This is a genomic window from Kitasatospora sp. NPDC088779 (assembly GCF_040685395.1).
GTDB lineage: Bacteria > Actinomycetota > Actinomycetes > Streptomycetales > Streptomycetaceae > Kitasatospora.
On the sequence record NZ_JBFBHW010000009.1, the window covers coordinates 159,286 to 181,054 of the forward strand.

The following is a 21,769-nucleotide window of genomic DNA, read 5'->3' on the forward strand; positions in this document are numbered from 1 at the left end:
ACCGTCGAGGACTACGGAACGGCCCCGCCGGGCCACCACCGCTCACCGAAAGGCACACCTCCACCATGCTCACCGCCGCCCGTCTGGGCGCCGCCGCCCTGTCCGCCGCGCTCCTCGCCGGCGCCACCGCCGGACCGGCCCTCGCCGACAGCCCCGCGCCCACCGCCGCCGCCGTCCCCGACGGCCTCTACGGCAAGGGCGACCCGACGTACGACGGCGTCTGGCGGCAGTCCCTCGCGCTCACCGCGCTCGCGGCGGCCAAGGCCACCCCGGCCGACTCCGCCGTCGGCTGGCTCACCGGACAGCAGTGCGAGGACGGCGGCTGGCCCTCCTTCCGGGCCGCCGGCGCCGCCTGCGACCCCAAGACCGAGGACAGCAACGCCACCGCCGTCGCCGTCCAGGCCCTCGTCGCCCTCGGCGGGCACCAGGAAGCCGTCGACAAGGGCGTCCAGTGGCTCAAGGCCACCCAGAACGCCGACGGCAGCTGGCCCTACAACCCCGGCAGCCCCGGCGACGCCAACTCCACCGGCCTCGCCGTGAACGCCCTCTTCGCCGCGAAGACCGACCCGGCCGGAGTCGCCAAGGCGGGCAAGAACGCCTTCGACGGGCTCGCCCTCTTCCAGCTCGGCTGCGCCGCCCCCGCCGACCAGCGCGGCGCCTTCGCCTACCAGCCCGACCCGTCCTCCGGTGCGCTCGCCCCCAACGCCCTCGCCAGCGCCCAGGCCTCGCTCGCCGCCGCCGGCGGCCACCTCCCGGTCGCCACCACCGCCCGCACCGACGCCGCGCCCAAGGCCCTCGGCTGCGACTCCGCCGCCGCCTCCACCGCGGCTGCTCCGGTCGCGCACGCCGACTCCGGCGAGGCCGCCGGGGCGTACCTCACCGCCCAGCTCGCCGCGGGCGGCAACCACCTCACCCTCACCACCCCCGGCGCCGCCCCCACCCCCGACTACAACGCCACCGCCTGGGCCGCCCTCGGCCTCATCCAGAGCGGCCACCCCCAGCAGGCCGCCGGCGCCGTCGACTGGCTCGCCAAGGAAGGCGCCGGCTGGACCAAGGGCGGCACCGACGCCGCCGCCACCGCCAGCCTCCTGCTCGTCACCCAGGCCGCCCAGCGCGACACCGCCCCGCTGACCGCCGAGCTCACCGCCCTCGGCCCGGCCCTCAAGGCCACCGCCGGCCCTGCCCCGACGGCGGCGGCGCCCAAGAAGGACGACGGCATCGGCCAGTACTGGCTGATCATCGTCGGCCTCCTCGTCGGCCTCGGCGGCGGCCTCCTCCTCAGCCTCCAGCGCAAGCGCGGCCAGAGCCTGTGACACCCCGCCCCGCGCGCCGGGCCCGCCCGGGCCGCCGCCGTGGCCGCCGCGCTCTCGGCTCGCGGCTCGGCTCGCGGCTCGGCTCGCTGCTCGGTGCGATGCTCGGTGCGGTGCTCCTGCTGGTCGCCTCCGCCGGGGCGCCGGCGGAGGCGGCGACGGGATACCGGTACTGGTCGTTCTGGCGTGCCGGCGGCGACGGGTGGCTGTACCAGCAGCAGGGGCCGGCCGTCGCCGTGCCGCCGGACGGGGCCGTGGACGGGTGGCGGTTCGCGGTGAGTCCGGACGGCGGGCAGGATGCGGCACGGCCCCGGACGGCGGGCGACTTCGCCGCCGTCTGTGCGGACACGCCCGCGCAGGCGGGCCGCAAGCGGGTCGCGGTCGTGCTGGACTTCGGCACGGCCACCGACTCCGGCTCCGGCTCGGCTTCGGGCTCGGGCTCGGGCTCGGCTTCCGGTTCCGGTTCGGGCGAGGCGCCGCCCGAGCAGCGGAGCGCGTGCGCCAGCGTCGTCTCGAACGCCACCTCGGCCGAGGTGCTGGCCGCCGTCGCCCCGCCGCTGCGCTACGACGCCAACGGCCTGCTCTGCGCCATCGCGGGCTTCCCGAAGGCCGGGTGCGCCGACCAGCTCGGGTCGGCGGCCAAGCCGGCCGACCCGTCCGGCGACGGCGGCGGCTCGGACTCCGGCCCGGACGTCGGCCTGATCGCCGGTGGCGCGCTGATCGCCGTGCTGGCCGGCGGTGCCGTCTGGCAGGCGCGCCGCCGCCGCACCTCCTGACGCCTCCCGAGCCCTTCTTCCCCCCTCCCGCACCCCTCCGGACCCCTTCACCTGGACTGACCCATGAGCACCGCCCGCGCCACCCGACCGCCCACCGGACCCCGGCAACTGCACCCCGGGGCCTGGTGGTTGTGGGCGCTCGGGCTGGGCGCGGCGGCGACCCGCACCACCAATCCGGTGATCCTGCTGCTGCTCGCCGCCGTCGCCGGGTACGTGGTCGCGGCCCGGCGAGGCGACGCGCCCTGGTCGCGTTCGTACGGCGCGTTCCTGCGACTGGGCCTGCTGGTGCTGGGCATCCGGCTGGTGTTCGCGGTACTGCTCGGCTCGCCGATTCCGGGCACGCACGTGCTGTTCACACTGCCCGAAGTGCCGCTTCCCACCTGGGCGCAGGGAGTGCGGATCGGCGGCCGGGTGACCGTGGAGGGACTGCTCGCGGCGCTGTACGACGGGCTGCGCCTGGCCACCCTGCTGGTCTGCGTGGGCGCCGCGAACGCGCTGGCCAGCCCGGCCCGACTGCTGCGCGCCCTGCCCGGCGCGCTGTACGAGGCGGGCGTGGCGGTGGTGGTGGCGATGACCTTCGCGCCGAACCTGGTCGCGGACGTCCGCCGGCTGCGGGCGGCCCGCCGCCTGCGCGGCCGTACCGACCGGGGGATCGCCGCCGTGCTGAGCGTCGGACTGCCCGTCCTGGAGGGCGCGTTGGAGCGTTCGGTGGCGCTGGCCGCGGCGATGGACACCCGCGGCTTCGGCCGCACCGCGGACGTCCCGCGCCGACTCGCCCGGGCGACGGCCGCGCTCACCCTGGCCGGCCTGCTCGGGATCTGCCTGGCCGCGTACGGGCTGCTGACCGCCGGCGGCGCGGGCTGGGCGGCGCCGGTGCTGCTGCTGGGCCTGGCCGCCGCCTTCGCCGGGCTACTGCTAGGCAGCCGACGATCCGTCAGGACACGCTACCGGCCCGACCCTTGGGCACTGCCCGAGTGGCTGACCGCCGGATCGGGCGCCGCCGTCGCCGGGTTGACCATCTACCTGTCCACGCGTGACCCGGCCGCCTTCGCGCCCACCGTCGTCCCGCCGACCGTCCCCGCGCTGCCGCTGGCCGCCGTGCTGGCCGTACTGCTCGGCCTGGTACCGGCGTTCGCCGCCCCGACCCCGCCCCGGAGGGCTTCGTGATCACCTTCGAGCAGGTCTCCGTCCGGTACGCGGACGCCGCCGCCCCCGCCGTCGCGGACGTCGACCTGACCGTCCCCGAAGGCGAACTCTGCCTGCTGGTGGGCCCGTCGGGCTCCGGCAAGTCCACCCTGCTGGGCGCGGTGAGCGGGCTCGTCCCGCACTTCACCGGCGGCACCCTGCACGGCCGGGTCACGGTCTGCGGCCGGGACACCCGCGAGCACCGGCCGCGCGAACTCGCCGACCTGGTCGGCACGGTGGGCCAGGACCCGCTGGCGCACTTCGTCACCGACACCGTCGAGGACGAACTCGCCTACGGCATGGAGTCCCTGGGCCTGCCCGCCGACGTGATGCGGCGCCGGGTCGAGGAGACCCTCGACCTGCTCGGCCTCGCCGACCTGCGCGACCGCGCCCTCACCTCCCTCTCCGGCGGCCAGCAGCAGCGCGTCGCGATCGGCTCGGTGCTCACCGTGCACCCGCGCGTCCTGGTCCTCGACGAGCCCACCTCGGCGCTGGACCCGGGCGCCGCCGAGGAGGTGCTGGCCGTCCTCCAGCGGCTGGTGCACGACCTCGGCACCACCGTGCTGATGGCCGAGCACCGGCTGGAGCGCGTCGTCCAGTACGCCGACCAGGTGCTGCTGCTCACCCCGGGCGCCCCGCCCGTCCTCGGCGAGCCCGCCGAGGTGATGGCGCACTCCCCGGTGCACCCGCCGGTGGTCGGCCTCGGACGGCTCGCCGGCTGGCGGCCGCTGCCGCTGTCCGTCCGCGACGCCCGCCGCAAGGCCGCCGGGCTCCGCTCCCGGTTGGACGGTCTGCACCCGGGCGCGGCCCCTGTTCCAACCGTTTCGACCGACGCCCCGATCGCCGCCGCCGAACGCCTCGCCGTCCGGCGCGGCCCCGTCCAGGCCCTGCGCGGCGTCGACCTGGCGCTGCACCCAGGCGAGATCACCGCTCTGATGGGCCGCAACGGCGCCGGCAAGTCCACCCTGCTGGGCAGCCTGGTCGGCCTGCACGCCCCCGCCTCCGGCCGGGTGACGGTCGGCGGACGCACCCCGCACCGCACCCGCCCGGCCGAACTGATCCGCCAGGTCGGCCTCGTCCCGCAGGACCCGCGCGACCTCCTCTACGGCGAGAGCGTCACCGCCGAATGCGCCGCCGCCGACACCGACGCGGACGCCACCCCCGGCACCTGCCGCGCCCTGGTCGAACGGCTGCTGCCCGGCATCGCCGACACCGCCCACCCGCGCGACCTCTCCGAAGGCCAGCGGCTCACCCTCGCGCTCGCCGTCGTACTCACCGCCCGGCCCCCGCTGCTGCTGCTCGACGAGCCGACCCGCGGCCTCGACTACGCCGCCAAGGCCCGGCTGGTGGAGATCCTGCGCGACCTCGCGGCGGAAGGCCACGCCGTCCTGCTCGCCACCCACGACGTCGAACTCGCCGCCGAACTCGCCCACCGCACGGCGATCCTGGCCGAGGGCGAGATCGTCGCCGACGGCCCGACGGCCGACGTCGTCGTCTCCTCCCCCGCGTTCGCCCCGCAGGTCGCCAAGGTGCTGGCACCCGGCCCATGGCTCACCGTCCGCCAGGTCGCGGAGGCACTGAGCGCATGAGCCGCCCCGCTCCTTCCGGTGCTCCTGCCGGTCGCCCCGTGCCCCTCGGCCGCCGATCCGTAGCGGTCCTGCTCCTGACCTCCCTCGTCGGCGTGGCGGCCTTCGGCTGGCCGCTGCTCGCCTCCACCAAGTCCGCCCTGGTCGGCCACGCCACCGACGCCCCCTGGCTGTTCGCCCTCCTGCTGCCGCTGCTCCTCGCCGTCGTCATCGCCCAGATCTCCGAGGGCCGCACGGCGGGCGGCGGCGCGCCCGGCCTGGACGCCAAGTCCGTGGCCCTGCTCGGGGTGCTGGCGGCGGCGGGCGCGGCACTACGGCCGCTCGGCGCGGGCACTGCGGGGCTGGAGCCCATGTTCTTCCTCATGGTGCTGTCCGGCCGGGTGCTCGGTCCGGGCTTCGGCTTCGTCCTCGGTTCGCTGTCGATGTTCGCGTCCGCGCTGCTCACCGGCGGCGTCGGGCCCTGGCTGCCGTTCCAGATGCTCGCCATGGGCTGGGTCTGCCTCGGCGCCGGCCTCCTCCCGGGCTCCGCGCGCCTGCGCGGCCGGCGCGAGCTCTGGCTGCTCGCGGGCTACGGCGCGCTGGCTTCCGTCCTCTACGGCACGATCATGAACCTCCAGGGCTGGCCGTACATCGCCGGGCTCTCCGGCTCCATCTCCTTCGTCCCCGGCGACCCGCTGCCCGCCAACCTGGTCCGCTTCGCCGCCTACTGCCTCACCACGTCGCTGGGCTGGGACCTCCCCCGCGCCGCCCTCACCGTCGTCCTCTGCCTCACCCTTGGCACCGCCGTCCTGCGTGCCCTGCGCCGCGCCACCCGCCGGGCCGCCTTCGATGCGCCGGTGGCGTTCCGTCCGCCGGACTCCCGGCCACCGGGCGGGTGAACTCCGTCTCCCCACCCCGGGGTCGACTACGGCAAGGCCCGCGACACCCTCGGAGCCCGACACTCCCCGCAGACCTGCCCGACACCCGCGACGGGCCGCCCGCACAAGCCGTCCCGCCCGGGGCACTCATGCCGACGCGGCCCCGACCCGCCGCCGCCCTGCGGGGTCAACGGAACGGGCGGCACCTTCGCCAACCTCCCCGCCAGCACCGCCCCCACGCTGTGCGTGACCCTCTCCGGCAAGGGCGCGGCCAGGATCCCCGCCAGCGCCTCCCCGCTCCACCCGCCCGCGAGCAGCCCCTCCACCCGCGCGGCCTGATCGCACAGCGGCTTGCCCGCCAGCGCCATCCTGGGATCCCTGCGCCCGAGTTCGAGCAGCAGCGCCATGCCCGCCGTCAACTTCCCGGACGGACGGACGGAGGGAACTTCCGCTTCCTTCCCCATCACCTTTCCGGAAGGGCTTCCCGCCTTCCCGGCGCCCGTCACCCCAGCTCCGGGCCCACCGGCGGCCGGGGACACGGGAAGCGGCGGCACGGCGTGAACCGCCTTGCCCGTCACCGGCACTTCGTGCACCGAGACGATCGTCCGCACCTGCCCCGTCACCGGATCCCGCTGCGTCCGCCGCACGTAGTGCCCGGCCGCCTCCAGCTCACGGAGCGCCCGCGCCACCGTCGCCCGGCCCTCGACGCTCTTCGCCGCCAGCGTCCGGATGTCCTCCCGCGCACCGTCCGGCAGGCTGAGCAGGTAGCTGAGCAACCCACGCGCCGCCCAACTCAGCGAGTGCTTCCGGACGACGTGGCCGTTGTCGAGGATCGTGTACCCGGGCGAGTGCTTCGGGATACGATGAATGTGCATTCGGGAGTCCCTAACTCCTAGTGCCATTCCCCGGGGTGTTCGCGCACCGCCGGGGCTCACTTTTGCCGCGCACAGGCCGTCCCTCCGAACGCCCGCGCCGACCCAATGATCACCGTAATGCGCTAACCGAGCGTCAAACTCCTCACCACATCACCCAAACGGGCGGCGCAAGCGCACACCCCCCCCCAGCGCGCCCCAGGCCCACAAGCCCGGAACACGCCCCACATCATGGGCGAGTTGCTACGTTCGACTCATGGCTGACTACGAAACCACGTTCCGGTCACTGGACGGCACGGAACTGTTCGGCACGGTCACCTCCTCCCCAACTCCCCCAGCAGCACTCGCCGTTCTCACCCACGGAGCTGGCGTCACCCGCGAAGAGGGCGGGTTCTTCGACCGCTTGGCGGTCGGCCTCGCGGCCGCCGGCATCACCTGCCTGCGCTTCGATCTGCGGGCCCACGGCGCGAGCGCCGGGCGCTTCTCCGACATCACGATCGCCGCCATCGCCAACGACATCCGGGCGGCATCCGAGCACCTGGCAGAGATCGCGGGCCGCCCCGGGCCTGCGCACGTGATCGCAGCATCGTTCTCCGGCGGGGCTGCGGCCCTGCACGCGGGCCATCGACCAGACGACGTCGACAAACTCAACGGCACCGGAGCAGTCGAACCGGGCCGCGGACTCCGCCTCCCGAACGGCCAGTTCGGCGCATTGCGCACAGTCGCCGACCGGCCCCGAAGCGGTATCGCGCCCCGCCTCCATCAGTTCCACCGGGACGCCCAGTTCGCCTCATGTACGCGCGCTTCCAGGTGCTCACGCCGCAGCCGCAGCCACTCGCCGTTCGCGGCCTCGAACCGTACGAAGGCCCGAATGGTTCCGTCGCCGTCCCGCAACCACTCGCCGCCCTGTTCGTCACGTACGCGGTAGCAACGCGCCGCCGGGTCCCAGCGGATGCCGTACCCGTACGTGGCGGCCGGATCCAGCTCCCGCACCTCCTGCCGCGACAGCCTGGCCGCCCTCGCGGCGGCGATTCCGTCCTGCGCCATTCGCACACTCCCTTACGCACCGAACCCGAAACGTCACTCAACGCTACGGGTTCGTCACTGTGCGAAGGGGTAGGGTTTCTGCCACCAACTCCGGCAGCCCGCTATGCGGCCATCCCGATCGACTCGGCGAGTCGACGCCCGGCCTCCTGGACCGGCGAACGGCCATCAATCAACCCTCGGACCATGGCCCGCGCCTCCTCGTTCCACCGGGCCGTCTCGGGCGCGACCGCAACGGCGTCCGTGAGCAGTTCCACCACGGACGCCGATTCCCCGCGAAGGACGTGTGCCCGCGCGACCTCGATCAGATGGCGACCACGGCGCGGAATCGCCGTGACCTCGGCCACCGGCAACCGTCGGGCCCACCGAAGCGCGGTACCGGTCTGGCGAAGCTCGACCGCCACAGTGACCGAGTGCAACCCGACCGCCTGACGGGAGCCCGACGTCGGGGCGCTCCAGAAGCCTGCGGGAAGGCGCTCGGCAACGGCTGCCGCACGGTCGATCCAGCCCCAGGCCTCACCGGCCTCACCGGCGACCGCATGGGTGATGGCCGCATGGAAGGCCATGTCCGCCCACGCCGAGGCCAGTTCCGGCGAATCCCCGCGGACGGGGTCGAGCAGGCGAAGAGCTCCCTCGGTCAGTGACTGGGCGCTGTCCCACTGGCCGGACTTCCGGAACGCCTCCACCAGGAACCAGCACGCCTGCGCGATCGCCCGCCGGTCGTCCGATGCCCGTGCGGTGGCCAGCGCCCGTTCGGCGACCCGCCAGACCAGGTTGCCGTCCCCTTGGAAGGCCGCATACATCTGTGTCAGGTTCAGTGCGCTGGCGTACATCACCTCCGCCCGACGCCGATCGGCGCAGTCCTGATGCGCAGCTGCCAGGGAGGCCGCCGACACGAGCGCCGGCAGCAACTCCGCCAAGGCGGTCCGGTGGTCGCCTCTGGTCATCCTGGTCCGCCAGGCGTTCGCCAGCTGGACCTCGATGTGGTCGAGGTTGGGCACCGGCCCACCGGCCGACCCGAGCTGCGCACCGTCAACCGCCCGCCGGACGGAGTCCAGCGCCGCGTGTTCCACGCCTGAGTACAGCGCCCTGGGCATGCTGACGTCGCCCGTCAACAACGAGAGATCATCAACCCCCAAGTGCTGAGCGATACGCACGAGCATCGGCAGGCGCGGCGGCAGCAACGCCCCGTTCTCCACCTGCTTCAGCCAACTCGGCGACCGCCCCAGCAGCGCGGCCAACACCGGACGAGACTTCCCTGCACGCTCCCGGTAGTACTGGATGCGCCGGCCAACGGGCAGAGCGGGATCCACAGCCATGCCACCAGCGTAGGGCCGCCGGGTCTCCTCGGGCAGCCAGAGAAAAGAATTGAGCACGCTCCGAATCCAGGCCTCCGGAGGGCGGGGTGGCCCCTCCTGCACCGACGCATCCCCGGTCCAGAGCGACGGGTCGCACTCTGGGTGGAGTCCGCACGGGCGTACAGCCGACACGGCAGACTGGCCGTGGGATGCGGGGCGCCCAGAATCGCGAAGAGCTGTGCGCCGGAAGACATCCGTCGGCGCTGTCCCGGAACTTCGCTGCTTCTGCCAGGAATTGGGAGTCCAGACTTGACCGACCAACGCGAGCCGTTCCTCTATGTCGTCGTCTGCGCCTCGGGCATCGCGGACGACGTCGGCACCTTGATCAGCGCCGCCCACGCCGAAGGCTGGAAGGTCGGCGTCATCGCCACCCCCCATGGGCTCGGGTTCATCGACCCGGAAGCCGTCGAGCGCCAGACCGGGTACCCGATCCGCTCGGCTTGGCGCACTCCCGCAATTCCCCGGCCCCTTCCCCCGGCGGACGCCATCGCCGTAGCGCCCGCCACGTTCAACACCATCAACAAATGGGCCGCTGGGATATCCGACACCCTTGCGCTCGGCATTCTCTGCGAGGCGTACGGGCTCGGCATCCCCACTGCCGTTCAGCCCTACGTCAACTCGGCCCAAGCAGCCCACCCTGCGTACAGCGAGAGCCTGGAACGACTCCGCTCGATGGGCGTCCTGATCGGCGACTACATCCCCCACAAGCCGAAATCCGGCGGAGGTCGCGACAAGTACAACTGGACCCACGTCCTCGACCTGCTTCGCCCCGTACTGGCCCCGGTCACAGAGCAGAACTGACAACGTGCGCCCCGGGACCAAGCCCCGGGGCGCACAGGCCGGAGCTGAGACAGCTGAAGCGCGCGGCACCCGCCCGGCCGGGCCCGCGCAGCGCCGGCCAACGGGCAGAGCGGGATCCACAGCCATGCCATCAGCGTAGGGCCGCCGGGTCGATCAAGGCAGCCGGAGAAGGGAATTGGGCACGCCTCGGATGCAGCCCCCTGGGGATTCCGTCACGGCGACTACAGTCTCGCCGTGACCGACTCCCCGCACGAAGCCCTGGCCCAGCCGCGCACCGCAGCCGGTGTGCTGTTCTTCGACGAGGAGAACCGCATCCTCCTCGTGAAGCCGACCTACAAGCCTGGTTGGGAAATCCCAGGCGGCTACCTGCACGCGGGCGAGACCCCGAGCGAGGGCGCGGCCCGGGAGGTCGCGGAAGAGCTCGGCATCACCCCGCCCGTCGGCCGTCTGCTCGTCGCCGACTGGGCACCCCACCCCGCCGAGGGCGACAAGCTCCTCTTCGTCTTCGACGGAGGGATTCTCCCGGCCGCCGAACTCGACCGCATCACCGTCGACCAGGTCGAGATCGGCGCGCACTCCTTTCACCACGTCGACCAACTCGACGCGCTCCTCATCCCCCGGCTCGCCCGCCGAGTCCACGCCGCATACGCCGCCCGGGCACAGGGCGAGACTGCCTACCTTGAGCACGGCGCGCCGCACGCGCAGCCAGGGATCCTCTGACGGCACCCCCAGCAACCACTGGATGCGAGTAGGAGTGTCGTGCGTGCCGACCTGCGGCACCGAGCCGTCGCGACTCCATACAGCAAGCTCGCCGTCCGCCCCGAAGTAACCACGCCGGTCGTGGCCATCGACGAGTGGCCATGACTGGCTCGGTCATCGTTCGAGGCCCGGCTCGCACAAAGGCAGGAAGTGGATGACCGGTTCCTCATACGGATGAGCCGCGCGCACCGCTCGCAGCACAGCCTCAGCCCGCTCGGCATCGCAAACGGATTCGACCCTGCTCTCCTCGCCCGGCTCGTATCGCCCACTTCACCGTCGTAGGGCCGAGAACCAGGCAAGGGCTTCCATGTCCCCGTGACCCACCAGAGGCTGGCGCACCGGGCGTAGTCGCCCACCCGCCCCGCGCCGGCCGCCTGGAGAGCATCGATCACCTTCTCGACATGACTCTCCGGGACAGATATCTCGATCTCCAAACGCGCCATGCCCGGACCCTGACAACCAGTGCCGGCCAACACTTTCGCAACAGGCCCTGGATCCCGAGATCCAGCCGTCCTGCGAGACGGCGGCTCCGCGCCGCGTCGTCACGCGCCGTCCGCGAGGTCGCGCAGCGTCTGCCGCCGGACCCACCAATCTTCGGCCGAACCGTATCCCCCGTCACAGCGGCGATGGAAAACGTTACGTACTGTGCTGACAGGCGAGTTGACGTCAAGTCAGCCAGCCGAACGCAGGACACCTAACGACATACGAGGAGAGGGCCCGACATGTCCCGACCAGCACACATCGCCATGGTGAACATCCCGGCGCACGGCCACGTCAACCCCAGCCTGGAGGTGATGCGGGAGCTGGTCGCCCGCGGCCACCGGGTCAGCTATGTCAACGACCCGTCGTTCGCCGGGCAGATCGAATCCACCGGCGCCCGACTCGTGCCCCACGACACGACCCTGCCGATCGCCAAGGGCGGGGTCGACCCCAACATCGGGGCCGGCGTGCACACCATGATCTTCGAGGAGGCGCAGGCGATGCTGCCGCGACTGCGCGAGGCCTTCCACGACGACCGGCCCGACCTCGTCCTGTACGACTTCATGGCGTACGCGGGCCGGGCGCTGGCCGACGGCTGGGGCGTGCCGTCCATGCTGATCTCACCGTCCATGATCATCCGGGAGGACTCCCACCTGGCGCGCTTCGAGATGGCACGGGAGGCCTTGGAGGCGGAGAAGATCCCGGAGCGGTTCGCGCAGTGGCTCGCCGACAACGGCGTGCCGGCGGGCGAACCGTTCGGGTACATGCTGCGCCCGGATCGCGGGCTGGCGCTCATCCCGCGGGTGCTCCAGCCCGAGATCGAGCTGGTCGATCCCCAGATCTTCTCCTTCGCCGGGCCCTGCCTCGGCGCCCGCGAGCACCAGGGCGGTTGGACCCGTCCGGAGGGGGCGCAGAAGGTGCTGCTGGTCTCGCTCGGCTCCACCTTCACCCACCAGCCCGACTTCTACCGCGCGTGCCTGGAGGCCTTCGGCGACCTGCCCGGCTGGCACGTCGTGCTCCAGGTCGGCCAGGCAACCGACCCGGCCGAACTGGGTACGATCCCGGCCAACATCGAAGTGCACCAGTGGGTGCCGCAGTTCTCCGTGCTCCAGCAGGCCGACGCGTTCGTGACCCACGCCGGAATGGGCGGGTGCAGCGAGGGCCTGTACTGCGGGCTGCCGATGGTCGCGGTACCGCAGGCCGCCGACCAGTTCGACAACGCGGACCGGCTGGTCGAACTCGGCGTCGCCCGCCGGCTGGACACCCCCCAGGCCACCCCGGAGGCGCTGCGCTCCGCCGTGCTGGAGCTGACCGGCGATCCGGCGGTGACCGCCCGGCTGGCCGAGCTCAGCCGCGAGGTCCGCGCCGGCGGCAGCGCGGCCAGGGCCGCCGACCTGGTCGAGGCCGCCCTCATCTGAACCACCCGTCCGCCACCGCCCCGCCGCCCGGGGCGGTGGCGGACACCGCACCGGCCGCCGGGCCCGCACCGCCGCTCCCTCCTCCCCAGGAGACCCTGTTGACCGAGATCATCCTCATGTCCGACCCACAGGTGGCCGCCGTCCCCGTCCAGGACTGCGGCGACCGCCTCCTGGACGTACGCGAGCACGAACTCCTGCTGGACGGCCGCAAGCGCGACGACGCCGGGGCGTTCGCCCACCTGCGGTCCGGCGTGCTCGACCGGCTCCTCGACGCCCAATCGCATCTCCCGGACGGCCTGCGGCTGCTCTTCGTCGAGGGCTACCGCCCGCCGGCCCTCCAGCGCCGCTACTTCGACGACTACGCCGCCGAGTTGCGCGCCGCACACCCCAACTGGCCGGCCGCGCAGCTCCGCTCGGCCACGAGCCGCTACGTCTCCCCGCCCGAGATCGCACCACACAGCGCCGGCGCCGCCGTCGACCTCACCCTGGCCGACGCCGACGGCCACGAACTCGACCTCGGCACCCGGGTCAACGCCAACCCGGAGGAAAGCGCCGGAGCGTGCTACACCGACGCCGCCGACCTCTCCCCCGAAGCCCGCACCAACCGGCAACTCCTCAGCCACACCCTCACCCGCGCCGGCCTCGTCAACTACCCCACCGAGTGGTGGCACTGGTCCTACGGCGACCGCTACTGGGCCCTCACAACAGGCGCACCCGCCGCCCTCTACGGCCCCCAACACCGATAGCCCTCACGCGACTGCCCTCCCACGCCCGCCGCAAGCTCCGCCCGACCCGCCGACGACAGGACGGGCCACCCAGAGCGCCCCGGGGCTCGGAAGCCCCGGGGCGCATTGGTTACCCGGTGATCCGTAAGACCCGGAGCCGTTCGCCGACGGTCACCACTCGGCCGGGTGGAGACGGACCAGGTGCGGGGTCAGGCCGACGAACGCCAGCGTCCGCACCTCGCCGAAAGTGGCCAGCCGATGCCCGATCTTCTGCACGGCGGACGGGCCGAACAACTCCGTGAAGTAGTCCTGCTGATCCGTGCTGAGCGGGAGGGCGCGGAGCGATCCCAGGAGCGCGGCCAACGCGTCCGGAAGCCGGGAGAAGCGTGCGGGTTCCGTCACGCCGCGGATCTCCACCACCACCGGAAACGGGCACGACGCCGCTCCCGCCTCCCCGCCGGCGGAAACCGACTCCGTCCCGTCGTGATCCCGAAACGCCGTCATCGCGCCGACACCTCCCCCGCACGGCGCGGGTGCCACATGTGGACGCCCACCGTCTGTCCGTTGACCACGATGTCCCGCGTCACGGCCTTCCGCAGGCCCGCACCGCAGTAGAAGCATCGCGTCGCCGCCGATCCGAACGCCCGACCGTTCCTCATCTGGCACCGCTTCCCGGGCCGACCAAGGCCCAGACGATCTTTCCGAAGCCTTCGGGGCGGGGCGCGCAACCCCACTCCACGGACAGGGCCTCCACCAGGAACAGTCCCCGCCCCGACAGCTCGTCGGACACGGTCGACCGCCGGATCGTCGGCTTCTCGCTGCTCGCGTCGTGCACCTCGATGCGAAGATGGCCGCAGGTCAGCTCGAACCGGACAGCAATCTCCCGCCCCGGCGAAACCCGCCCGTGGACCACGGCATTGGACACCAACTCGGTGAGCACGAGCTGCCCGTCCATCGCGAGGGCCGCGCCGTCGGGAACCTCCGCAAGGAACTTCCGGAGGTGGTCCCTGGCCATGCCGGCGGACTTACGGTGCCGGGTGAGCATCGCCCCGAACGTGGTTATCCCGGCGCCCGACTCATTGGACTCAGCGTCGTCCCGGGATTCTCCCGAGCTGATCACGTGCACCACCCTCCCGATGCTCGACAGCGGCCGGAACGGGTCTTCCGGCCCGTGGCTCCAGGTTGCCGGGAGGCGATGCGGTCGACGTACCCAGGCTGAATACCCAAGGTGGATAAACTCACTGTCAATCAACTTCGCTTCAGGGAAAACTGATCGACAGCGGGGGCAATGGTGACCGAAGCTCGCCTTCCGGACCGGCTTCCATCAGGTCTGCTCGCCAATCCTGAGATGATCGCCGCGTGCCGACAGCGGGACTTCGCCGCCGTATTCCGGCTGCTCAAACTGGTCGGCGTCTACCCATCGCTCATCGCGCGAGCCTGCGACCTGACCCCGAGCCGTGTCGGCGAGGTAATGGCTGGGAAGCGGCGGATCGAGAAGATCGATCTCGTCGAACGCATCGCGGACGGCCTCCACATCCCGGGTCACATGGTGGGCCTGGCCACCCGGGATTGGGAGCAAGCAACTGCGCCGCCCCAGGCAAAGCACTGTGTGATCGAGCCCCATCTCGCCGCCGCAAGGCCCAGCCCGCCCGTCGACCCCGAGTTCTTCGCCTGCCACCTCCGCGAGGTGATGCCCGGCCACTACAGGACCGCCAACCTTCTGGGATCCCGCCACGCGCTCGACCCGGTCACCCGGCACGTCGAAGTACTCGACCGTCTCCAGCGATCCGCCGACGGGAGCGCCAGGGCCGAGATCCTTACCATCGGTGCCCGGACCGCCGAGTTCCTGGGCTGGCTGAACCAGGACCTGGGCGACTTCGACCAGGCCATGTACTGGTCGGACCGCGCCATGGAGTGGGCGCAGGAGTCCGGCGACGACGTCATGGCCGCCTACCTCCTGTTCAGGAAGAGCAACCAGGCGACGGCCCGCCGCAACGCGCAGCAGGCCGTCGGGCTGGCACGCGCCGCCCAGCGCTCACCCGGGGCGACCTCGCGCATCCGAGCCCTGGCCGCGCAGCAGGAGGCCCAGGGCCACGCCCTCATGGGCAACCAGCGCTTCGCCCAGGCCAAGTTCGACGAGGCCCACGAGCTGGCCGCGTCACCGGACGACGAGCACCGCGACGATGCCCTCGACATGGCCTACTGCACGCCGACGTACATCGAGATGCAGCGCGCGAACTGCCTGCTCGAACTGGGTGACCCGCTCACGGCGGTGGCCATGTTCGAGGCCGAGCTCCGGGCGCTCCCTCCGGTGTACCGCAACGACCAAGGTGTGTACCTCTCCCGGCTCGCCCGCGCCTACGCGGTGTCCGGCGAGCCGGAGCAGGCTGCCGCGGCGGCGGACCGCGCGCTGTCGATCGCCATCGACACCGAGTCCGCGCGAGCGATGGCGGAACTGTCCGCCGCAGACAAGGCCCTCCGGCGGTGGAACACCGTGGCCGAAGTCGCCACCTTCACCGGCCGGTTGAAGCTGATGAGCGGCACGGCGCCCTCTCGACCTGCGACAGGCTGATGAGAGAGGGTGGGGCCATGGACGCACTGATCACGGCCGCCACCTCCGCGGACGAACGCCGGCGCGGCGCCAAGATCGCCGTACTGCCGGTCGGCAGCTTCGAGCAGCACGGCGACCATCTGCCGCTCACCACCGACACCGTCGTCGCCGGCCTGATCGCCCAACGGATCGCCGCCGACTACGGCCTGTTCCTCCTGCCGCCCATCACGGTGTCCTGCTCGCATGAGCACGCCCACATGCCCGGCACCGTCAGCATCAGCGCCGCCACGCTCTACGCCGTCGTCAACGACATCTGGAAGTCGCTCCAGGCGTCCGGCGTTCCCGGCCTGCTCATCGTGAACGGCCATGGGGGCAACTACGTCCTCTCCAACGTCGTCCAGGAGGCCAACACCTCCGGCCCGCGCGTCGCCCTCTTCCCGGTCCGCGAGGACTGGCACCAGGCCCGCGAGGCGGCGGGCCTGGTGAGCAGCGGCGCGGAGGACATGCACGGCGGCGAGTTGGAGGTGTCGCTCCTCCTTCACGGCGCCCCGGAGCTCATCCGCGACGGCATCGAGCAGGACGACCACTCCGCCCCCGAGCGCCCGCACCTGCTCACGCTCGGCATGGCCGGGTACACGAAGAACGGCATCATCGGGCAGCCCTCCCTCGGAACGGCGGCGAAGGGCCGAGCCCTCCTCGACAGCCTGTCCCAATCTGCCGCCGCGCATCTCTCGATCCTCGTGGGCGGCTGAGAGGCACTTCGGGCCCTGCCCCGGCTGGGGAAGGGCCCGAAGGGAAAAGCGAACAACCGCGAAGTGAGGCGTCAGGCCTTGGGGCCGGCGGACTGGACGACCTCGAAGGACCAGAGGGTGGAACCGGAGGCGGCGGGGCGCTTGGGGGCCTCACCTTCCGGGGCGGCGGGGCGGTGGGCGGCCTGCATGGGGCCCTCCATCCACGCCTTGAAGTCCTCCTCGCTGTGCCAGCGGGTGTAGACGAGGTACTGGTCGGTGCCCTCGACGGGGCGGAGGAGCTCGAACCACTCGAAGCCGTCCGAGTTCTCCACCGCGCCGGCGCGGGAGGCGAAGCGCTGCTCCAGGACCTCCCGCTGCTCGGCGGGAACCGTCAGTACGTTGATCTTGACGACGGACATGCCGCTCCTTCTGCTCCGCCGGGGCCGCGGGTGCGGCCGCCGGTCCGGTGACTGTCTGCGGTCAGCAGTCTCCTACACCTCACACCGCGCGGGTCGGGCGATCCGGGGCCTGTCGATCGTGACGCTCTGCGGCAACTTGCCCGAAGTGCAGGCGGAGAAGGTGCGTGCAAGCCTGGTTGGAGAACCCGAAATCCAACCGAATGGGGCACAGCCATGGGTATCGGCGACAAGTTCCGGGACAAGGCCGAGCAGTTGGAGGAGGAGGCGAAGTCGCGCCTCGGCAGCAAGCCCCCGAAGGGGGACGACGCCCAGCAGAAGGCCGCCCAGACCCAGCAGCAGGGCCAACAGCAGGGTCAGCAGAACCTGGACGACCTCCAGGACGACATCGACGACCGGAAGTAGCGGCGAGGACCGGGCGGGGACGGTCAGGGGTAGGCCCTCGACCGTCCCCGCACCCGTGCCCGGACCGCCGGACCGCCTCGCGGTCAGGCGATCCACGGCGGGAGGAGGCGCTCGGCGTCGCGGGGGGCGAGGCCGCAGGCGCCTTCGGGGGTGACGGCGTCGGGGTTGTAGGCGTGGGCGGGGGACGGGCCGGCGACGATGGCGGTGAAGCCGTCGGCGGTGGTGATCTGGCGGGCGAGGTCGGCGGGGAGGACGAGGGTGTCGCCGGCGGTGAGGGGCACCGGGCCGTCGGGGAGGGTGACGGTGGCGGTGCCGGTGAGCAGCGTCCAGATCTGTTCGACGTCCATGGCGTGGAGCGGGCCGCTCTTTCCGGCCGTCATGTCGACCTGCCACAGGGCGAGGGCGGTTGAGCCCTGGGTGGGTGAGGCGTAGGTGGTCATGACGGCGTTCGGCGTCTCGGTGCGACGGGCGTCGGCGTGGCGGATCACGGGCATGGCGAGGGAACCCCCTAAGATGGTCAATGGCGTTGTCTATATGGTCAATGAGGTTGTCTACCTATGTCAAGCGAGCCCGCGAGCACACCCACCAGCGCACCCACGAGCGAACCCGCCCCGCCCGGCTTCGAGTTGCCGCTGCGCCTGCTGCTCGCCTTCCGGACGATCATCGACGAGCTGCACGAGCGCATCGCCCGCGAGGGCCACCCCGACCTGCGGCCCATGCACGGCTTCGTCTTCCAGGCGATCGGACCGCACGGCACCACCGCCGTCGAACTCGGCCGCCGACTCGGCGTCTCCAAGCAGGCCGCCGGCAAGACCATCGAGAACCTGGAGCAGCTCGGCTACGTCGAGCGCGGCGGCGACCCGGCCGACGCCCGCCGCAAGGTGGTCCGGCTGACCGCCCGCGGGGTGGACTGCCTGGTCCGGTCGGCCCGGATCTTCGACGAGCTGCGCGCCGAGTGGTCCGCCACCCTGGGCGAGGAGCGCCTGCGCGAGGTGGAGACGGCCCTGCGCCTGCTCGCCCCCGGCGACCCGTTCCGCCTCGACACCCCTCGCTGGTTCGGCGGTCCGTGAGGGAGGATCAGGAGTGGCACGAGTCATGAGGGGGCAGCGGATGAGGCGGCTGGGACGGACGGTCGCGGCGGCGGCCGTACTGGTGCTCGCGGCGTGCTCCTCGCCGGCCCCCGAGTCACCGACCCCCGAATCACCAGCCCCCGAGTCGCCAGCCCTCAAGTCGCCAGCCCTCAAGTCGCCGCCTCCCGAGCACATGTCCCCCGAGGCCCGCGGCTACCTCTCGGAGGCCCTGGACCTCATCCAGCGGAAGTCCCTCAACACCGCGAAGGTGGACTGGCCGAAGCTCCGCACCCAGGCCTTCGCCCAGGCGGCCACGGCCCGCACCCCGGCCGACACCCACACCGCGATCAGCGCCGCCGTCACCGCCCTCGACGACCACCACAGCCGCTTCTACCCGCCCGACCAGGCGGCGAGGGTCGACGCCGACCCGGAGGCAGTGAACGCCCCGACCACCCGGCAACTCCCCGGCCGAATAGCCCAGTTGACCCTCCCGGCGGTGAACGGATCGGAGCGCACCTACGCCGAGTACGTCACCCGCGGCCGTGCCGCCGTCGCCGAAGCGAGCGCCTGCGGCTGGGTGGTGGACCTGCGCAACGAGACCGGGGGCGGGATGTGGGCCCCGCTGGCCGTCGCGGCGCCGGTCCTCGGCGACGGCCCGCTGGGCGCCTTCGTCACCGCGGACGGCACCCGCAGCACCTGGTCGGTCCGCGACGGCGTGCCGTACCTGGACGACGCCCCGCAGGCTTCCCCCGCCACCCAGCACGACAAGGCGCCCACCCACCACGACAAGACGCCCGGAACGCCCGTCGCCGTCCTCACCGGCCGCGCGACCGGCAGCGCGGGCGAGGCGGTCGCCATCGCCTTCATCGGCCGCCCGGCCACCCGCAGCTTCGGCCAGCCCACCTACGGGGTGCCCACCGGCAACGCCGCCCACCGGCTGTCGGACGGCGCCGTCCTGCTGCTCACCGGCGCCGCCGAGGCCGACCGCACCGGCAGGGTGCACGAGGGCCCGATCGAGCCGGACGAGGCGGTCGAAACGGCCGACCCCCGCAAGGACGACGACCCCACGCTCGCCGCCGCCGTCACCTGGCTCTCCCACCAGACCCCCTGCGAGGCGGGCTAGAACGACCGCCCCTCGCCCCGGTACGGCGGCTCGTGGGCCGGTCGGTCGGGGCGGTCGCGCCGGTCGGCGCAGAGGGTGGAACTGAGGCGGGTGAGCAGGTCGGCGAGGTCGGCGTACTGCTGCTCGTCCCAGTCGCCGAGCAGGTCGGCGAGTTGCGAGCGCCGGGCGGCGACCAGCTTGACGGCCGCCTCCGCCCCCGGTTCGGTGAGCCGTAGCGGCAGCCCGCCGCTGCGGACGGCGAGGCCCCGGCCCTCGACTTCCCGGACGGCGCTCTCGATGACGGCGATCGGGATGATCCGCCGCTCGGCGAGTTCGGCCGGCTCGACCGAGCCGTGGTGGTGCATCTGCAACAGCAGCCAGCTGGAGGCGGGTTGGAGGTCCAGCCCGGCCCCCTCGGTGATCCGCCGGAAGAGGTCGCGCCGGGCCTCGCGGGAGCTCAGCACCGAGAGCGCGCGGGCGATCTCGTCCAGCGACGAGCGTTGGACGGGGTTGAGGCCGATGGATCCGCTCAGGTCGGGCGCGGTGGCGGTGGAGCGCAGCTTCTGCTCGCGCAGGAACAGCGACAGCACGAAGGCGACCATCGCGACGGGCACCGCGTACAGGAACACCCTGGTGATCGACTCGGCGTACGCGTGGTGGACGGCTTCCTGGGCGACGGCGGGCAGCCGGGTGATCACCCGTGGGTCGGAGGTGACGGCCTCGGGGTGGAAGCCGGGCGGCAGCGGCAGGCCGGTGAGGGCGTCGGCGAGCCGGTCGCGCAGCCCACTGGCGAACAGGGTGCCGAAGATGGAGACGCCGAAGGAGGCGCCGATGGAGCGGAAGAAGGTGGCGCCGGCGGTGGCGACGCCGAGGTCCTGGTAGCCGACGGAGTTCTGCACGATCAGCACCAGTACCTGCATGACCAGGCCCAGCCCGAGGCCGAAGACCAGGAAGTAGAGGCTCATCTCCGTGGTGCTGCTGTGCTCGTCGAGCCGGGAGAGCAGCAGCAGGCCGACGGTGGTGACGGCCGTCCCGGCGATCGGGAAGATCCGGTAGTGGCCGGTGCGGGCGACGATCTGGCCGGAGCCGATCGAGGTGAGCAGCATGCCGAGCACCATCGGCAACATGTGGATGCCGGACAGGGTGGGCGAGACCTGCATGACGACCTGGAGGAAGGTCGGCAGGTAGGTGAGGGCGCCGAACATCGCGAAGCCGACCACGAAGGAGATCACCGCGACCAGGCTGAACGTCCGGGAGCGGAACAGCCGCAGCGGCAGCACCGGTTCGCTGGCCGTCCGCTCGACCAGGACGAAGGCGAGCAGCAGCACCAGGCCGAGCACGCCGAGCCCGACGATCTGCCAGGAGGTCCAGCCCCAGGTGGTGCCGCCGAGGGAGGTCATCAGCACCAGGCAGGTGGCGACGGCGGCGATCAGCACGGTGCCGAGGTAGTCGATCCGGTGCCGGCGCCTGACCTCCTGCCCGTGCAGGACGGCGGCGATCACCACCAGGGCGACGATGCCGATCGGCAGGTTGATGTAGAAGACCCAGCGCCAGCTGAGGTTGTCGACGAACAGGCCGCCGAGCAGCGGCCCGAGGACGCTGGTCACGCCGAAGACGGCGCCGAAGAGGCCCTGGTACTTGCCGCGGTCCCGGGGGGAGACGAGGTCGCCGACGATGGCCTGGGTGAGCACGATCAGCCCGCCGCCGCCCAGGCCCTGCAGCGCGCGGAAGGCGATGAGTTCGCCCATGTTCTGGGCGATGCCGCAGAGTACGGAGCCGAGCAGGAAGATCACGATGGAGGCCTGGAAGAAGCGCTTCCGGCCGTACATGTCGCCGAGCTTGCCCCAGAGCGGGGTGGCGGCGGTGGAGGCCAGCAGGTAGGCGGTGACCACCCAGGAGATGTGGTCCAGGCCGCCGAGGTCGCTGACGATGGTGGGCAGCGCGGTGGAGACGATGGTCTGGTCGAGGGCGGCGAGCAGCATCGCCAGCAGCAGGGCCCCGATCGGCACCCAGAGGTTGGGGGCGGTGACCTCCGGCGGGCCGGGCTCGTACGCCGGGCTGCGGTCGGACGCGGCGCGCGAGTCCGTCATGGCGGCTCCGTAGGGTCGCGGGCCCCGGCCGAGGCGGCGGGCCCGTGCGGATGATCACTCCCAGCTCACCATGCTGTCAGAAATGCCCCGGTTTGCTCCCTCGGATTGAGCCGAACGTAGCCTCCGGGCCTGCCCGAGCGGACCCTCCGGGCCTGCCGACCCAGGACGCACCGAGCCGAGCCGACCACACCCACCGCACCGACCCGGCCGCCGGCGCCGGCGCCGGCGCCGGG

General features: G+C 72.5%; 22 protein-coding genes. 15 read left to right on the forward strand and 7 right to left on the reverse strand.

Going from position 1 to position 21,769, the window contains the following annotated elements:
* Positions 1-65: 65 nt before the first annotated feature.
* The 5 genes from AB0P03_RS11145 to AB0P03_RS11165 all read left to right on the forward strand — a co-directional run bounded on the left by AB0P03_RS11145 (position 66) and on the right by AB0P03_RS11165 (position 5,735).
* Complete coding sequence (locus AB0P03_RS11145) at positions 66-1,313, forward strand: prenyltransferase/squalene oxidase repeat-containing protein (RefSeq protein WP_363628579.1); 1,248 nt, start codon at positions 66-68, stop codon at positions 1,311-1,313.
* A 98-nt stretch (positions 1,314-1,411) separates the two neighbouring features.
* Positions 1,412-2,086 carry an SCO2322 family protein gene (locus AB0P03_RS11150; protein WP_363628635.1) on the forward strand — a complete coding sequence of 225 codons (675 nt, stop codon included), beginning with the start codon at positions 1,412-1,414 and terminating at the stop codon, positions 2,084-2,086.
* A 63-nt stretch (positions 2,087-2,149) separates the two neighbouring features.
* A complete protein-coding gene (locus AB0P03_RS11155) occupies positions 2,150-3,253 on the forward strand; it encodes a CbiQ family ECF transporter T component (RefSeq protein WP_363628580.1) in 1,104 nt (367 codons plus the stop codon).
* Positions 3,250-4,860, forward strand: a complete 1,611-nt coding sequence (locus AB0P03_RS11160) for an ATP-binding cassette domain-containing protein (RefSeq protein WP_363628581.1) — start codon at positions 3,250-3,252, stop codon at positions 4,858-4,860. The genes AB0P03_RS11155 and AB0P03_RS11160 overlap by 4 nt, the downstream gene beginning before the upstream one ends.
* Positions 4,857-5,735, forward strand: a complete 879-nt coding sequence (locus AB0P03_RS11165; protein ID WP_363628582.1) for an ECF transporter S component — start codon at positions 4,857-4,859, stop codon at positions 5,733-5,735. The genes AB0P03_RS11160 and AB0P03_RS11165 overlap by 4 nt, the downstream gene beginning before the upstream one ends.
* A 26-nt stretch (positions 5,736-5,761) precedes the next feature.
* Here AB0P03_RS11165 and AB0P03_RS11170 read toward each other — a convergent pair whose 3' ends face one another.
* Complete coding sequence (locus AB0P03_RS11170; RefSeq protein ID WP_363628584.1) at positions 5,762-6,616, reverse strand: helix-turn-helix domain-containing protein; 855 nt, start codon at positions 6,614-6,616, stop codon at positions 5,762-5,764.
* Positions 6,617-6,842: 226 nt separating this feature from the next.
* Here AB0P03_RS11170 and AB0P03_RS11175 point away from each other — a divergent pair, with 226 nt between their 5' ends.
* Positions 6,843-7,514 carry an alpha/beta fold hydrolase gene (locus tag AB0P03_RS11175; protein WP_363628586.1) on the forward strand — a complete coding sequence of 224 codons (672 nt, stop codon included), beginning with the start codon at positions 6,843-6,845 and terminating at the stop codon, positions 7,512-7,514.
* Positions 7,515-7,734: 220 nt separating this feature from the next.
* Here the strand turns inward: AB0P03_RS11175 and AB0P03_RS11180 are convergent, their stop codons facing one another.
* Entirely contained in the window at positions 7,735-8,949 is a 1,215-nt protein-coding gene (locus AB0P03_RS11180; protein WP_363628587.1) for a helix-turn-helix transcriptional regulator, read from the reverse strand.
* Between the two features lie 288 nt (positions 8,950-9,237).
* On the opposite strand from AB0P03_RS11180, the gene AB0P03_RS11185 reads away from it, so the two are divergent.
* The 4 genes from AB0P03_RS11185 (at position 9,238) to AB0P03_RS11200 (ending at position 13,192) form a co-directional block, all read left to right on the forward strand.
* Positions 9,238-9,789 (forward strand): flavoprotein, encoded by a 552-nt coding sequence (locus tag AB0P03_RS11185; protein WP_363580796.1) that lies wholly within the window; start codon positions 9,238-9,240, stop codon positions 9,787-9,789.
* A gap of 234 nt (positions 9,790-10,023) precedes the next feature.
* Positions 10,024-10,509 carry an NUDIX hydrolase gene (locus tag AB0P03_RS11190; RefSeq protein ID WP_363628589.1) on the forward strand — a complete coding sequence of 162 codons (486 nt, stop codon included), beginning with the start codon at positions 10,024-10,026 and terminating at the stop codon, positions 10,507-10,509.
* A gap of 761 nt (positions 10,510-11,270) precedes the next feature.
* Positions 11,271-12,446 (forward strand): macrolide family glycosyltransferase, encoded by a 1,176-nt coding sequence (locus AB0P03_RS11195; RefSeq protein ID WP_363628591.1) that lies wholly within the window; start codon positions 11,271-11,273, stop codon positions 12,444-12,446.
* A gap of 98 nt (positions 12,447-12,544) precedes the next feature.
* Positions 12,545-13,192: a M15 family metallopeptidase gene (locus AB0P03_RS11200; RefSeq protein WP_363628593.1), complete on the forward strand. Its 648-nt coding sequence runs from the start codon at positions 12,545-12,547 to the stop codon at positions 13,190-13,192.
* 150 nt (positions 13,193-13,342) lie between these two features.
* Here the strand turns inward: AB0P03_RS11200 and AB0P03_RS11205 are convergent, their stop codons facing one another.
* The gene (locus AB0P03_RS11205; protein WP_363628594.1) at positions 13,343-13,573 is read right to left on the reverse strand and encodes a hypothetical protein; all 231 of its coding nucleotides are present in this window, start codon (positions 13,571-13,573) and stop codon (positions 13,343-13,345) included.
* Between the two features lie 253 nt (positions 13,574-13,826).
* Positions 13,827-14,300: an ATP-binding protein gene (locus tag AB0P03_RS11210; protein ID WP_363628596.1), complete on the reverse strand. Its 474-nt coding sequence runs from the start codon at positions 14,298-14,300 to the stop codon at positions 13,827-13,829.
* A 159-nt stretch (positions 14,301-14,459) separates the two neighbouring features.
* On the opposite strand from AB0P03_RS11210, the gene AB0P03_RS11215 reads away from it, so the two are divergent.
* Together AB0P03_RS11215 and AB0P03_RS11220 are read left to right on the forward strand one after the other, a co-directional pair.
* The gene (locus tag AB0P03_RS11215) at positions 14,460-15,743 is read left to right on the forward strand and encodes a hypothetical protein (protein ID WP_363628598.1); all 1,284 of its coding nucleotides are present in this window, start codon (positions 14,460-14,462) and stop codon (positions 15,741-15,743) included.
* Positions 15,744-15,760: 17 nt separating this feature from the next.
* Positions 15,761-16,474 (forward strand): creatininase family protein, encoded by a 714-nt coding sequence (locus AB0P03_RS11220; RefSeq protein ID WP_363628600.1) that lies wholly within the window; start codon positions 15,761-15,763, stop codon positions 16,472-16,474.
* 71 nt (positions 16,475-16,545) lie between these two features.
* On the opposite strand, the gene AB0P03_RS11225 is transcribed toward AB0P03_RS11220, so the two are convergent.
* Positions 16,546-16,872: an antibiotic biosynthesis monooxygenase gene (locus AB0P03_RS11225; RefSeq protein ID WP_363628602.1), complete on the reverse strand. Its 327-nt coding sequence runs from the start codon at positions 16,870-16,872 to the stop codon at positions 16,546-16,548.
* A gap of 213 nt (positions 16,873-17,085) precedes the next feature.
* Here AB0P03_RS11225 and AB0P03_RS11230 point away from each other — a divergent pair, with 213 nt between their 5' ends.
* The gene (locus AB0P03_RS11230) at positions 17,086-17,274 is read left to right on the forward strand and encodes a hypothetical protein (RefSeq protein ID WP_363580777.1); all 189 of its coding nucleotides are present in this window, start codon (positions 17,086-17,088) and stop codon (positions 17,272-17,274) included.
* Between the two features lie 83 nt (positions 17,275-17,357).
* On the opposite strand, the gene AB0P03_RS11235 is transcribed toward AB0P03_RS11230, so the two are convergent.
* Positions 17,358-17,768 carry a cupin gene (locus AB0P03_RS11235; RefSeq protein WP_363628603.1) on the reverse strand — a complete coding sequence of 137 codons (411 nt, stop codon included), beginning with the start codon at positions 17,766-17,768 and terminating at the stop codon, positions 17,358-17,360.
* A gap of 63 nt (positions 17,769-17,831) precedes the next feature.
* Between AB0P03_RS11235 and AB0P03_RS11240 the strand changes: the two genes are divergently transcribed.
* Both AB0P03_RS11240 and AB0P03_RS11245 read left to right on the forward strand, forming a co-directional pair.
* Positions 17,832-18,344: a MarR family winged helix-turn-helix transcriptional regulator gene (locus AB0P03_RS11240; RefSeq protein ID WP_363628604.1), complete on the forward strand. Its 513-nt coding sequence runs from the start codon at positions 17,832-17,834 to the stop codon at positions 18,342-18,344.
* Positions 18,345-18,384: 40 nt separating this feature from the next.
* Positions 18,385-19,467 (forward strand): S41 family peptidase, encoded by a 1,083-nt coding sequence (locus AB0P03_RS11245; protein WP_363628606.1) that lies wholly within the window; start codon positions 18,385-18,387, stop codon positions 19,465-19,467.
* Here AB0P03_RS11245 and AB0P03_RS11250 read toward each other — a convergent pair.
* The gene (locus AB0P03_RS11250; RefSeq protein ID WP_363628608.1) at positions 19,464-21,536 is read right to left on the reverse strand and encodes an MFS transporter; all 2,073 of its coding nucleotides are present in this window, start codon (positions 21,534-21,536) and stop codon (positions 19,464-19,466) included. The genes AB0P03_RS11245 and AB0P03_RS11250 overlap by 4 nt on opposite strands.
* Between the last annotated feature and the right edge of the window lie 233 nt (positions 21,537-21,769).